Source organism: Exiguobacterium sp. SH1S1, from assembly GCF_004337245.1.
In the GTDB taxonomy this organism is placed as follows: domain Bacteria; phylum Bacillota; class Bacilli; order Exiguobacteriales; family Exiguobacteriaceae; genus Exiguobacterium; species Exiguobacterium aurantiacum_A.
In genome coordinates, this window is sequence record NZ_SJUZ01000001.1 from 633,311 (window position 1) to 646,174 (window position 12,864).

A 12,864-nucleotide genomic window follows, 5' to 3' on the forward strand; every position below is an offset into this window, starting at 1 on the left:
AACGTAGTCTGTTACGCGCCGACGCGTTCGAGGATGCGTCGGAGCGAGAGTTCATCGGTCGAAGCGACGATGAGGTCTGCATGACCAAGCATCGACTCTTCCCCGACGGCGACAGCAAACATGTTTGCCGCTTTGATTGCAGTCACGCCTGCGGCTGCGTCTTCAACGCCGATGGCATGTTCGGGTTTCACGCCAAGGGCAGAGGCAGCCTTCAAAAACACTTCGGGATGTGGTTTTGAGTCGGCGACAGTTGCTGCATCGACAATGTGATCGAAGTAATGGCGGACACCAAGTGCGTCAACGACCGCGAATGCGTTCTTTGAAGCAGATGCCATTCCGATTTTGAGACCGGCCTCTTTAATTTCATCGAGAAATGAAACGATGCCAGGAAGCAAATCGGCCGAAGAGATGTGCTGAATGAGTTCAACGTAGTGCTCGTTCTTCTTCTGGGCGAGTTCCGCCTTTTCATCCGGTGTGAAATCGTCCTGTCTTCCGCCGAGCGCAAGGATGCGTTCGAGCGAGTCAGTCCGGCTCACCCCTTTGAGCGTCTCATTGAACTCGCGGTCAAATGGAATGTCGAGCTCTTCTCCGAGTTGTTTCCAAGCGAGGTAATGGTACTCCGCGGTGTCAGTGATGACACCGTCCAAATCAAAAATGACTGCTTCAATCGTCGACATACATGCTTTCCGCCTTTCCTTCAAATGTTTGTGTCCTCAGACTACATTTAGGGAACTTGACAAGTACCCGTTGCACGATTGGTCAATGATGCAAACGGTTGCACTTGTTCGATTTCTATTATATCGGATAACGCCTCATCTATGCAACCGCTTTCGCAGAAAAAATAAAAAATAGGAAGAGCGCTTCGCTCCTCCTACCATTTTACAATTGAATGCCGACGACTTTCACGTTCACCGCTAGCGGTGTCATCGCGAGCATCGTGTCCATGTCTTGGGTGATGCGCTCTTGGACGGCCGTCACCGTCTTGACGATCGATTGACCGTAAGCGATGTAGAGCGACAAGTTGATGATGACGCCTTCCGACGACTCATCGACTTTGACGTGCTTCATGAGCGCACGCTCTGAGAGTTTCGTGTCTTCTTGTGTGAACGACACGTGTTTCGTTTCTTTGACGACGACCGCGGCGATCATCTCGACGACGTGGCGTGAGACGTTGACGTCTCCTTCTGTACTGTTCATTCCATTTTCATATGGCATGCTGTCACTTCCTTAGCTCTAGTTTCGGTTCCCATCTAAAGTGTAGCGGAAAACCGCCGTTTAGAAAAGGGTTTACGATTTTGGGTCTTTCACGTCCTGCGCGCGGCGGACGTCAATCTCGACGAGCGGCCTCAACATCCGGACGGCCGGCGGGCTGATGATGAGCAGGACGATGAGGCAGGCGACACCGAACAAGACGAGCAACTGTTGCCATGACGTCGGCATGAATCCGACCGGCACGAACGCCTTCCAGGCGACGATTAAAAACACATGGACCAAGTAGACGTATAGACTATACTTCCCTGCCCGCGTGAACACGGGCAACTCACGCCCCGGCACGATGAGCGCGAAGCTGACGGCCATGAGCGTCGACACCGTATAGACGATCAAGAAAGCGAACGGACCGCTCCAAATCGCCTCCGGCACCGCCGTCTCGTAGGCGAACCGGAATTTGAACAAGTTGCCGACGTGATAGAACGTGCCTTCTTTTTGGAAGCTCATCGAGGCGAGCAGTCCGAGCGTAAGTGCGATGAAGACGACCGCCCCACCGACCCGGTAACGGTTCCGTTGCTCGGCCCGCTTCGGCAACTCGAAGAAGTTCATCGTGTTGCGCTCACTCATCCAGTTGCCGATCAAGAAGAACGGATAGAACATGATGACTTTCCGGAGCGCGAAGAATCCGGTCGATTCTTCTTGGAAGCCGAACAACAGGGCGAACAACAGCGCATAGAGCACATACCCTTTCAACTGGGTCACGTACGGCGTGATGACGTACCAGATGACGATGGCCATCAAATACCAGAGCGCCCAGTACGGCTTGAGCACGTTCAGTCCCGGGTTCTCGAGCGACAAGAGCGGGACCCCTTCCGTGAAGGCGAACCATGAGCCGAGAATGACTTGCCAGATCACGTAGACGACGAACAGCTGGATGACACGCAAATAACGGTTCTCCCGAAAGAAGTAACCGCTCAGCATAATGAATAACGGCATATGAAACGTATATAAGAACAAATAAACCCACTTCGGCAGTAAGTCGTCGTAGGCACCGCGCACATCGGTCAGCAAGTGACCGAAGACGACGAGCAAGACGAGCACGCCTTTAATATTGTCGTACCAATGATTTCGCATAGCGTCCCCTCTAGTTCTCCTGTTGCTTTTCCTCTTTGTTGTTGGCGTATCGCTTCTGAGCGACAACCCGGATTTCAGCCGTCCATGGCACCAACGAGTCGATGGACCTCTTCTTGTTCGAACCCTTCGTTGAAGTATTGGTTCAACGTCGTCTTCACATCGTTGTGCTGTTTATACAAGCCAACGACGAGCTCAATCAACTCTTCTTGAGTGAAGCGCTTCAACTCAGCACGCAGTTCACCGACTTTTAACTTCTTCATCTGACCACCCGCTTCATTTTTTTCCTTTCCCATCATAGCCGATTTTTTGACCCGGTGAAATTACGATTCAACAAAAAAATGATGACGTCATTGTCATCATTCCCTGTATCTGCCGCTTGCAAGCCGAATCGTTAACAAATCTTCATGCGCGAGCAGGTTTTGCGCGTATTCAAATGGACGAGAGTGGGTAGAGTATAGTATAGTGGTTTTACTAAATAATCAGAATATTCTAATAAAGGAGGTGTGGAGAATGGCTTCTGTCATCCGTAACCGTCATCACGTGGTCCATGACCCGAAACGTTCGTTCTCTAACTTTGGATTTTGGTGGAGTATCGGCGCGCTCTCGATCGGTTTATTCATCATCGCTTTCGAACCGCTCCGTGAACGGTTCAGCGCCTTACATCCGGTCGCTTCAGTCTTGTTCCTGATTGGCATCTCGTTCGTGGCCGGTGTCGTCATGAAGCTCGCCCGTGACGTCTGGTGGCTCAACTACCTGCTCGAGCGCACGTCGAACCGGTACATGTATGTCGGGGCGGACACACTCCGGAGCTGGCAATACACGCTCGACTCGATCTGGTTGTTGACCCGCACCTCACAAAAAAAGCTCGGCCGATTGTACATCCAAATCGACCGAACCGTTCGTGCTGAAGAAGCGAAACGCATGTTCGCTGCCTATTTGATTGATCGTGGCGTCCTCGTCGTCTACTCGAGATCGTCCAAACCGAAGAAAATGGCCTGACCGTTTCAATCGATTAACGGCACAACCCATGCTCGAGCTGCTTCGACTTCCTCCATTCGCAGCTCGTGCCCGCCTCCGTGATAGAAGAGCTCGACGTCCGCTCCGGCTTCCCGTAGCGTCGACGTCAGCTCTTCTGTTTCTTGTTTCGGACAAATCGGGTCACGCTCGCCGGCCGAGATGAACACGGTCGCACCCGTCAAGTCAGGGAGCGTGAGCGAGCGGTCCGGTACCATCGGATGGAACAAGAGCGACGCCTTGAACGCGTTGTCCCGGTATAAGGCCGATCCGATCAAGTTGGCACCGTTCGAGTAGCCGAGCGGGATCATCTTGTCGCGGGCAACACCGTATTTAGCTGCCGCCTCGTCAAGAAACGTGAGGAAGCGCTCCGTCTGTTTCTTCAAATCTTCAAGGTCTAACACGCCTTCCGCATGACGGCGGAAGAAACGGGACATGCCGTTCTCGAGGACGTCGCCCCGGAGCGTGAGAATGTTCACTTCAGTTGAGAGTTCACGGGCGAGCGGGATCAAGTCCTGCTCCGTCCCGCCTGTACCGTGCAACAAGACGAGCGTCGTCTCGGTCGTGCCTTTAATGAATTGATGAATCATATTCTGTCTCCTCTCGGGATTGTGATGGTTGGTAGCGTTCGTGTGATCTTGTCGCGGTCGACTTCGAGCCAGTCCGGCAGCTTCAGCGCGCTACCGAGTTCGTCGATCGTTTCATCAACGAGGAACCCGGGTGCGTCGGTCGCGAGCTCGTGCAAGATGCGTCCTTCGTCATGGAAGTAGACCGAGCGGAAGTAGTGCCGCTCTCTCACCTCGGTCGGACGGAGGCCGCGGTCAAAGATTGCGTCTTGCCACGTCGTATACTCGTCACCGTCCGCGATACGCCAGGCGATATGGTGGACCGTCCCCGCACCGGGCACGCCGTTCGGGAGGACGGCCTTTTTGACGTCGATGACGTTGCCGTAATCGGCCTCGCCCTCAAGTCGGACCCATTCCGAGTCTTCCCCCGTCTTCGTGAAGCCAAACAGTTCGGTCAATAGCCGCACCGTCGCCTCCGGGTCTTTCGACAAAAGCGTCGCCCCGGCGAACCCGGTGATCGCTTCTTGTTTCGTGATACCTGGAACGAGCCAGTCCGTCTGTTTCGCGCTCGCCCGCGCGACGAGCTCGACGACGAGTCCGTCCGGGTCTTCGAACAACAACGACGGCTCGCCGAACCGTTCGGTCGCGACCGTCGCGACACCGTGTTCGCGGAGACGCGCTTCCCAAAACAAGAGACTGCCAACTGGTACGAGATACGCGGTGACACCGACCTGCCCGCTGCCGACGCTGCCTTTCCCGATACCCGGGATCGGGAAGAACGTGATGACCGTTCCCGGCGTCCCGGTTTCATCGCCAAAGTATAAATGGTACGTGCCCGGGTCGTCGAAGTTGACCGTCTGCTTGATGAAGCGGATACCGAGGACGTTGCCGTAAAAATCTAATGTGCGTTGCGGGTCTTTCACCATCGCCGAGATGTGATGGATACCTGCTGAGTGCGTCGTCATGACGTGTCCCCCTTTTTCATTATCTTGATTTCAAGATAAATCATTTCTGATGAAAAGTGAAACTTTTTGCTCACAATGCCGTACGCTAAGAGTAGACACCTAATAAGGAGGACTTACATATGACTTTACAAATTGACCGTGTCTCGAAGCAGTTCGGGGAGTTCACGGCCGTCGACGACTTGAGCTTTCACGTCCCCAGTGGCGAGATGTACGGCCTGCTCGGGGCGAACGGTGCCGGCAAGACGACGACGTTCCGGATGATCTTAGACATTTTAAAGCCGACTGACGGCACGATCCTCTGGGACGGACGCAACGTCGACCACCGCATCGTCGGCTATTTGCCGGAAGAGCGCGGCCTGTATCCGAAGTCGCCCGTCCGCGACCAGCTCGTCTTTCTCGCCAGCCTGAAAGGCATGAAGTCGGCTGAGGCGAAACGTGCCGTCAAGTCGTGGCTCGAACGGCTCGAGATCCCGCAGTACGAGACGATGCGTGTTGAACAGCTGTCAAAAGGAAATCAGCAAAAGATTCAGTTGATCGCGGCGCTGCTCCACAACCCGGAACTGCTCATTTTGGATGAGCCGTTCAGCGGCCTCGATCCCGTCAACGTCGAGATCTTGAAGCGTGAAGTGCTCGCCCTGCGCGACGAAGGGACGACGATCGTCTTCTCGAGTCACCGGATGGAGCACGTCGAAGAGCTGTGCCAACATATCGGCATCTTGAAAGGTGGCCGCGCCGTCGTCAGCGGCGACGTCCCGACGATCAAGTCGCGTTACGCCGAGCCGGTGCTTTTCATCGAGACCGATCGCGTCGATGTCCTCACGGCACTCCCGATCGTCAAAGCGGTCGAACCTCATCGCGACGGTCACCTCGTCCGGCTCGACTCGTTCGAAGGCAGCGACGCGGTGCTCGGCGCCCTCGTGCAAGCAGGTGCTTCCGTCAAGACGTTCATGCGCCAACCCGTCTCGCTCAACGACATTTTCATCAAGGAGGTAGGCAGCCATGTTTCATAACTTCAAACCATTGTACGCGTTCACGCTACGCTCGAAACTGCGGTCGAAGGCGTTCCTCATCTCGACGATCTTGACGATCGTGTTCATCCTCGGCTTCACGAACATCGACCGCCTGCTCGCGAACTTCGAGGACACCGATCAAGGCCAGGCGCTCCTCGTCACGCAAAACGCCGAACTGACTGAAATCATGCAGTCGCTCGGTTACGAAGGGGTCGAATCGGCCGACATCACCGAGACCGAGGCGCGCGCGGGACTCGAAAATGGGGATTACGAGATCGTCGCCTTCATCGACGGCGCTTCGGCCCGCGTCTTGTCCGACCGTCCGGAGCCCGATTTCACGACACTCCTGCAGACGGCGCTACGCGAAGTCCGCAACGCCGAGCTGATCGAGACGTCGAACATCGACCCGACCGTCCTCGCCGCTTTGAACGAGCCGGTCCCGATCGAGGAGTCTTACCTCGGCCGTGGCGGCGAGAACTCAGAGGAGCTGTTCTCATCATTCGCGTTCGTCTACATCATGCTCATGCTGCTCTACGTATCGATCATCACGTACGGTTCGATGATCTCGACCGAAGTGACGACCGAGAAGTCGTCGCGCGTCATGGAACTGATCATCTCGACGACGCATCCGGTGACGCACATGCTCGCCAAGATCTCGGCGATCGGTACGCTCGCCCTGTTACAGATCGGCATCTTCCTCGGGTTCGGTTACTTCAGCGCCCGCAGCAATGAGATGGCCCAATCGGTCATCGACAACGCCGGCAACGCCCGGGCCGTCATCTACTTATTGACGTTCTTCACGCTCGGCTATCTGCTCTATGCGGCCATGTTCGCCGTCCTCGGCTCGCTCGTCAGCCGTGTCGAAGAGTCGCAGCAGATGACGATGCCGGTCATCATGCTCCTCGTCGCCGGTTTCCTCGCCGCGATGTTCGGGTTGAACAATCCGGAAGCGCAGATCGTCACGATTTTGTCGTTCGTTCCGTTCTTCACGCCGATGCTCATGTTCCTCCGCGTCATGCTCGTCGACGTACCAGTCTGGGAAGTCGCCTTGTCGATCGGCATCATGCTCGGCTCGATCGGTGTCATTCTCTGGATCGGTTCGAAGTTCTATCGCGGCGGCGTCCTGTTCTACGGGAACAACGCGATTAAACAATGGCGTCAAATATTACAAAATCGTCAATAACGTTTACAGCATTTTCGTTTTCGTATACTCTAAAGAATGTGCAAAATGAGGAGGAAACGAACTATGCGATCACGATTACTCGCAGCCTTGATCTTTACATTCATGACGACGCTCACGACGTTCATCTGTTATACCGTCTTCTTAGAGGCCGACGCGTTGTGGCAAATCTTGCTCGCATACGCGGGCAGCACGTTCCTCGGAACGCTCGCGTTTTGGTATCCGGTCAGTCGACGTTCTGAGACGTCAAGGTTCGGCGGCGCGTGGATCGGGATTTTGATCACGCTGACGACACTCGTCGGATTCACGATCATCCGCTTCACCGTTCGCGGTGATGCCGCTTCCTTACTCGACTGGCAGACGATGCTCGCGAGCCTCGCCTATACGTTCGGTTACATCGGCTGGGTGCTCACGATTCTCAACATCGTGCTCGGCTTCCTGCTTGCCGGGACGAAACCGAAAGTGCGTTATGAAGCAAGACCAATGCGTTAAATCAAAAGCAGCCGTTCTGCTCAGAACGGCTGCTTTTTTGTGCTCACTGTAACTTATACGACTTATCGACGATGCCAAACTCCGTATATTGGAACGAGTTATCGACGAACTGCTCCGGGACGAGCTGGTCGACGTAGCGGGCGAACGGGACGATGCGATGTGTCGCCTCATGCGTCCGTCCGAGGTCGAGCACGGCATCGACCAACGCTTCTAACGCGTGGTGCGACGTCGGTTCCTCGTCCTCTTCAAAGATGCGGCGCAGTTCCTCTTCGTGCATCAAGTCGAAGATGCGCATGCGCGTCTCGAGCTGATGCTGCATATCTTCCGTCGACTTTCCGTGCATCGCTTCTTCATAGGCGAGCTTCATCTGTTCGAGTTCAGGGGCTTTGCCTTTCATGAGCACCTTCAAGGATTCCCCCGTCCAAATGTGCCGTGCCAAGTAGTTCGCGTCAATCTTCAGCGCCTCGGCGAGCGCCTCTATGTAAGGCATCGTCGGGTACACTTCACTGAGCTCGGTCCGGCGAATAAAGTACGGAGCGACACCGATCTGTTCGGCGAGTGCCTCGATCGAGATACCCGTCCGCTCACGCAAGATTCGGATCCGGTCCCCATAACCCCGGTACGGTGCATTTTTACCATCCATTGAATTCTACCCCCTCTTTTCCATTATAGTTCCCGAATCCACAAAAAAATACTCGGAAGCGCATGCTTCCGAGCAAGTGGTCGAATTAATTATTTTTTCGTCAACTCGACGACTTCAGATGAACCGGCTGTAACGTTGTCGCCTTCGGCAACAAGTTTGTTCACAGCGAAGCTGTCATGGTTCGTGATGATGATCGGTGTGATCGTCGACGGTGCGTTCGCTTTGATGAAGTCAAGGTCGAACGTGACGAGCGGGTCGCCCGCTTTGACGGCTTGGCCTTCCGTGACGTGCGTCTCGAAGCCTTCACCTTTAAGGTTGACCGTGTCGAGACCGATGTGGATCAAGTACTCCGCACCGTTGTCCGCGTTGATACCGATCGCGTGTTTCGTCGGGAAGACCGTCGCGATTGTCCCGTTGACCGGTGACACGACTTTTCCGTCTGTCGGTTCGATGGCGATGCCATCACCCATCATTTTTTGTGAGAACACTTGGTCAGGCACGTTCGTAATATCGATGACTTTCCCTGTAAGTGGTGACACCGCGTTCAGTTGCTCGTCTTTACCACCAAAAAGTTTTTTAAAGAATCCCATAGCTTAATCCCTCCAACATGTTCTGTTAATCAAAGTCTTAGCTTTTATACCCGAAAAGCTATTACTTCAATCCCTACCCTATTCACGGTATAGTTGTATTAAGGTAGTGCGAATTCGTTTACACATCGTAAGAATACGAGTGTGCAATCGCTTTTGCAAGCCCTTTTTACACTTTATAAAAATTTCACATGATGGAGGCGCTTACAATGACGACTTTCACAAAATTGTCATACGAACGGCCCGACGTGGACGCTTTAAACAGCCGATTGTCGGACTATTCAGTCGAATTGCAGCAAGCGAGTACACTCGAAGAGGCGAACGAATTGATTCGCCAAATCAACCAGGAACGGAACGCGTTCGAGACGCAAAGTCAGCTCGTCGCGATCCGCCACTCGATCGATACGCGCGATGCGTTCTACGAAGCCGAGCAGACGTTCTTTGACGACGCGTTGCCGGTCTACGAGAAAGAAGTCCAGGCGTACTATCGCGTCTTGACGGAGCACGACCTCCGCAGCCAGCTCGAAGCGGAATGGGGCAGCCAATTGTTCGAACTCGCGGAACGGGCACTCAAAACGTTCGACGAATCGCTCATCCCGAAACTGCAAGAAGAGAACCGACTCGCGACGAGCTATCAAAAAGTGATGTCGGCCGCACAGATCGAGTTCGATGGCAAGACGCTCAACTTGTCACAGTTCGGCCCATACTTACAGTCACCCGACCGGTCGGTACGAAAAGCGGCGTCCGAGGCGCGTTATACATACCTCGCCGACAACGGTGACGAGCTCGACCGCATCTATGGCGAACTCGTCCGCGTCCGGACCGAGATCGCGCACGCGCTCGACTTCCCATCGTTCGTCGAACTCGGCTACGCCCGGATGCAACGCGTCGGCTATGATGAGTCGATGGTCGACAACTTCCGTAAACAAGTGCGTGACGTCATCGTCCCGCTCGCGACGACGTTAAAAGACAAGCAGGCGAAACGCATCGCTGTCGATACGCTCCGCTACTATGACGAATCGTTCGTCTTCCCGGACGGCAACGCGACACCGCAAGGCGACGAGTCGTTCATCATCGAGGGCGGCAACAAGATGTACCGTGAGCTCTCGGGCGAGACGGACGAGTTCTTCCAGTACATGCAACAGCGCGGCGCCCTCGATCTTACGGCGAAGCCCGGCAAAGCCGGCGGCGGTTACTGCACGTACTTACCGTCTGAAGGTCTCCCGTTCATCTTCTCGAACTTCAACGGCACGGCCGGCGACATCGACGTGCTCACGCACGAGGTCGGTCACGCCTTCCAAGTATATGAGAGCCGTCATTTGACGACGCCGGAATACGCGTTCCCGACGTACGAGGCGTGTGAGATCCACTCGATGTCGATGGAGTTCTTCTGCTGGCCGTGGATGGAGCTGTTCTTCGGCGACCAGGTCGACAAGTACAAGTTCAACCACTTGGCCGGAAGCGTCACGTTCCTCCCATACGGCGTCCTCGTCGACGAGTTCCAGCACATCGTCTACCGGAAGCCGGACATGACGGCAGAAGAACGTCGTCAGGCGTGGCGTGACCTTGAGAAGGTATACTTGCCGCACCGCGACTACGAGACGAACGACTACCTCGAGTCGGGGGCATGGTGGCATCAACAAGGCCACATCTTCCAGAGCCCGTTCTATTATATCGACTACACGCTCGCCCAAGTTTGTGCCTTCCAGTTCTGGGTGCGCATGCATGAGGACCGTGAGTCGGCGTGGAGCGATTACCTCACACTCTGTCAGGCCGGCGGTAGCCGCTCGTTCCTCGAGCTCGTTGAACTGGCCGGACTGAAGTCGCCGTTCGAAGACGGTGTGTTAAAAGACACGATCGGACAGATTGAAGACTATCTATTGAAGCACCCGTTAGCGAACTGAAGATAGAAAAAGGGTGAGTCCGCATGGGCTCACCCTTTTTGTCCTCAAATCACATCTAACGGTTCTTTCCCGCTCGGCGGCGGGAACGCCTCGTCGAGCGCTTTGAAATCTTCTTCAGTCAGATTGAGGAGCAGCGCCGCCCCGTTCTCTTCGACGTGCGCTTTCTGCCCTGCTTTCGGGATGGCGATGACGTTGCCGCTCCGGACCGTCCACGCGAGCAGGATTTGGGCCACCGACGCATGATACGCCTCGGCGATTTGTTTCACCGTCTCATCGTTAAAGATCTTCTCTTTCACGTCGCTGCCTTCGGCGAGCGGCGAATAGGCCATCACCGGGATGCGCTGCTCTTCTAGGAACGGCAACAAGTCGTGCTCGATGCCGCGGCTGCCGAGATGATACAGCACTTGGTTGACCGCGCAATGCTTCCCGTTCGGCAAGGCGAGCAGTTCTTTCATGTCGTCGACGTCAAAGTTTGAGACGCCCCACGCCCGGATCTTCCCGTCTGCTTTCAGCTGTTCGAGCCCGTCGACCGTCTCCTTGAGCGGGATGTTGCCGCGCCAATGCAACAAGTAAAGGTCGAGATAGTCGGTGCCGAGCCGCTCGAGCGTCGCGTCGCACGCCTGTACGAGCTTGTCGCCCCCGGCGTTATGTGGATACACTTTCGAGACGAGAAAGACGTCCTCGCGCCGGTCTTGGATCGCTTCCCCGACGAGTGTCTCCGACTTGCCTTCCCCGTACATCTCGGCCGTATCGATGACGTGTAATCCGCAGTCGAGACCTGTTTGTAACGCCTCGATCTCCGCGTCATGTTTCGATGCGTCATCGCCCATGCGCCACGTGCCTTGACCGAGGGCGCGCATCTCGCGCCCGTCCGGCAATTTGACCACGTGTTGTTTCAATGCCGCCAAAATCAGTGTGTGTGGAATTCGGTTCATGTTGTTTCCTCCTTGATCCATTGATCGTGCAACGGCCCTGTCGTCCCGAAGACGGGATCGGTCGCCGGTTTGTCGACGCGTTCGATTCGATGGACGTTGTCCGGGCGTTCTTCAGGCTTACCCGTCAACGTGTCATAGTCGCGTCCTTCCGGATACGCCCCAACGATTTCGAAGTCATCGCTCGCCTCGAGTCGACGGTGTCCCGTCCCTGCCGGCAGGATCAACACGTCACCCGCATTCAACGAGACGAGATCGCCGGTCGCGCCGCCGAGTTGAACGGTCGCACGGCCTGACCTCACCCCGAGGACCTCGTGCGTGTTGCTGTGATAGTGGTGATAGTCGAACACACCGTTCACCCAACTGTTGCCCCAACCGTTATGCTCGAACGTCGCCTGGATGCCGTCCGCCTCATCGAACACGCGTCGGTATAAGAGCACCGGGAAATACGGGTTGTTCGGGATCGAGCCGTCATCTTTAAACCGATATGTGGACATGTCCATGTGATCGCCTCCTTGTCTCTGACACTGTACCCGACTTACACGGGATATAATCGACACAAAAAATGACCCGACCCTTTAATAAGGGCCGAGCCACTGAGTTAGCGTACTTCGCTCTCGAGCTGTTTCAACTTCGTCGAGTAGTACTCGATAATGTCACGGCGTCGGATGATGCCGATGAAATACTTGCCGTCATCGACGACCGGCACGAAGTTTTGATCGGTGATCGCATCGACAAGCTCCTCGATTTGCGCCGTGATCGATACCGGTTTATAGCGTATGCGTTGTTTGATGTCTTTCAGGCGAGTCCGGAGCACTTTCTCGTAATCTTCTTCCCCGCGAAGTTGTTCAGCGAGTGCCCACAGTAAGTCTCCTTCCGTCATCGTTCCGGCGTAAAAGCCGTTCTCGGATACGAGCGGCACCGAGGTGAAGCGATGATGCTTCATCTTCTCGAGCGCTTGCCGCACCGTCGACTCCGGGTCTAAATATTTGACGTCTTCTTTCGGATATAAAAAGAAAGCGATGTTCATATATAATCTCTCCTCAATCTGTTAATCCACCACGCTATTGTACCATGAATCGTAGGGTTGACCGCAATAATTGACCGCACCCCACAATTGTTTCACCCTCCCTTCATTAGTTGCTGTCACAGAAAAAAGTCCTTTACAAGAACAGGACCGGCGTGACACGTCATCAACAGAAAACTGGAAAGTAACTCCAATTATTTA

The 12,864-nt window shown here is 54.9% G+C and carries 16 protein-coding genes; 5 read left to right on the forward strand and 11 right to left on the reverse strand.

Annotated features, from left to right (window positions below):
• Positions 1–11: 11 nt before the first annotated feature.
• From pgmB to EVJ23_RS03260, 4 genes are all read right to left on the reverse strand, one after another.
• Positions 12–677, reverse strand: coding sequence for a beta-phosphoglucomutase (pgmB, locus tag EVJ23_RS03245; RefSeq protein WP_016509311.1), 666 nt, complete (start codon positions 675–677; stop codon positions 12–14).
• Between the two features lie 202 nt (positions 678–879).
• On the reverse strand, positions 880–1,197 hold the full coding sequence (locus tag EVJ23_RS03250; protein WP_236633343.1) for an Asp23/Gls24 family envelope stress response protein: 318 nt from the start codon (positions 1,195–1,197) through the stop codon (positions 880–882).
• Between the two features lie 90 nt (positions 1,198–1,287).
• Positions 1,288–2,343, reverse strand: coding sequence for an acyltransferase family protein (locus tag EVJ23_RS03255; protein WP_070328627.1), 1,056 nt, complete (start codon positions 2,341–2,343; stop codon positions 1,288–1,290).
• Positions 2,344–2,417: 74 nt separating this feature from the next.
• Positions 2,418–2,603 (reverse strand): hypothetical protein, encoded by a 186-nt coding sequence (locus EVJ23_RS03260; RefSeq protein WP_131464102.1) that lies wholly within the window; start codon positions 2,601–2,603, stop codon positions 2,418–2,420.
• Positions 2,604–2,853: 250 nt separating this feature from the next.
• Between EVJ23_RS03260 and EVJ23_RS03265 the strand changes: the two genes are divergently transcribed.
• A complete protein-coding gene (locus EVJ23_RS03265) occupies positions 2,854–3,342 on the forward strand; it encodes a restriction endonuclease subunit S domain-containing protein (protein WP_131464104.1) in 489 nt (162 codons plus the stop codon).
• 5 nt (positions 3,343–3,347) lie between these two features.
• Here EVJ23_RS03265 and EVJ23_RS03270 read toward each other — a convergent pair whose 3' ends face one another.
• Entirely contained in the window at positions 3,348–3,947 is a 600-nt protein-coding gene (locus EVJ23_RS03270; protein ID WP_070328624.1) for an alpha/beta hydrolase, read from the reverse strand.
• Positions 3,944–4,888 carry a VOC family protein gene (locus EVJ23_RS03275; RefSeq protein WP_070328623.1) on the reverse strand — a complete coding sequence of 315 codons (945 nt, stop codon included), beginning with the start codon at positions 4,886–4,888 and terminating at the stop codon, positions 3,944–3,946. The genes EVJ23_RS03270 and EVJ23_RS03275 overlap by 4 nt, the downstream gene beginning before the upstream one ends.
• A gap of 119 nt (positions 4,889–5,007) precedes the next feature.
• On the opposite strand from EVJ23_RS03275, the gene EVJ23_RS03280 reads away from it, so the two are divergent.
• From EVJ23_RS03280 to EVJ23_RS03290, 3 genes are all read left to right on the forward strand, one after another.
• Positions 5,008–5,898, forward strand: coding sequence for an ABC transporter ATP-binding protein (locus EVJ23_RS03280; protein ID WP_071398033.1), 891 nt, complete (start codon positions 5,008–5,010; stop codon positions 5,896–5,898).
• Complete coding sequence (locus tag EVJ23_RS03285; RefSeq protein WP_070328621.1) at positions 5,888–7,081, forward strand: ABC transporter permease; 1,194 nt, start codon at positions 5,888–5,890, stop codon at positions 7,079–7,081. Before EVJ23_RS03280 ends, EVJ23_RS03285 begins: the two co-directional genes overlap by 11 nt.
• Before the next feature lie 63 nt (positions 7,082–7,144).
• The gene (locus EVJ23_RS03290) at positions 7,145–7,570 is read left to right on the forward strand and encodes a hypothetical protein (RefSeq protein WP_070328620.1); all 426 of its coding nucleotides are present in this window, start codon (positions 7,145–7,147) and stop codon (positions 7,568–7,570) included.
• A gap of 43 nt (positions 7,571–7,613) precedes the next feature.
• Here the strand turns inward: EVJ23_RS03290 and EVJ23_RS03295 are convergent, their stop codons facing one another.
• Both EVJ23_RS03295 and EVJ23_RS03300 read right to left on the reverse strand, forming a co-directional pair.
• The gene (locus tag EVJ23_RS03295; protein ID WP_016509316.1) at positions 7,614–8,213 is read right to left on the reverse strand and encodes a helix-turn-helix domain-containing protein; all 600 of its coding nucleotides are present in this window, start codon (positions 8,211–8,213) and stop codon (positions 7,614–7,616) included.
• A gap of 89 nt (positions 8,214–8,302) precedes the next feature.
• Positions 8,303–8,803, reverse strand: a complete 501-nt coding sequence (locus EVJ23_RS03300) for a PTS sugar transporter subunit IIA (RefSeq protein ID WP_070328619.1) — start codon at positions 8,801–8,803, stop codon at positions 8,303–8,305.
• 206 nt (positions 8,804–9,009) lie between these two features.
• Between EVJ23_RS03300 and EVJ23_RS03305 the strand changes: the two genes are divergently transcribed.
• Positions 9,010–10,704, forward strand: coding sequence for a M3 family oligoendopeptidase (locus tag EVJ23_RS03305; RefSeq protein ID WP_131464106.1), 1,695 nt, complete (start codon positions 9,010–9,012; stop codon positions 10,702–10,704).
• 44 nt (positions 10,705–10,748) lie between these two features.
• On the opposite strand, the gene EVJ23_RS03310 is transcribed toward EVJ23_RS03305, so the two are convergent.
• The 3 genes from EVJ23_RS03310 to EVJ23_RS03320 all read right to left on the reverse strand — a co-directional run bounded on the left by EVJ23_RS03310 (position 10,749) and on the right by EVJ23_RS03320 (position 12,666).
• Positions 10,749–11,639, reverse strand: a complete 891-nt coding sequence (locus EVJ23_RS03310) for an aldo/keto reductase (RefSeq protein WP_131464108.1) — start codon at positions 11,637–11,639, stop codon at positions 10,749–10,751.
• Complete coding sequence (locus tag EVJ23_RS03315; protein ID WP_070328616.1) at positions 11,636–12,139, reverse strand: cupin domain-containing protein; 504 nt, start codon at positions 12,137–12,139, stop codon at positions 11,636–11,638. Before EVJ23_RS03315 ends, EVJ23_RS03310 begins: the two co-directional genes overlap by 4 nt.
• Positions 12,140–12,237: 98 nt before the next feature.
• On the reverse strand, positions 12,238–12,666 hold the full coding sequence (locus EVJ23_RS03320) for a CBS domain-containing protein (protein ID WP_016510664.1): 429 nt from the start codon (positions 12,664–12,666) through the stop codon (positions 12,238–12,240).
• Between the last annotated feature and the right edge of the window lie 198 nt (positions 12,667–12,864).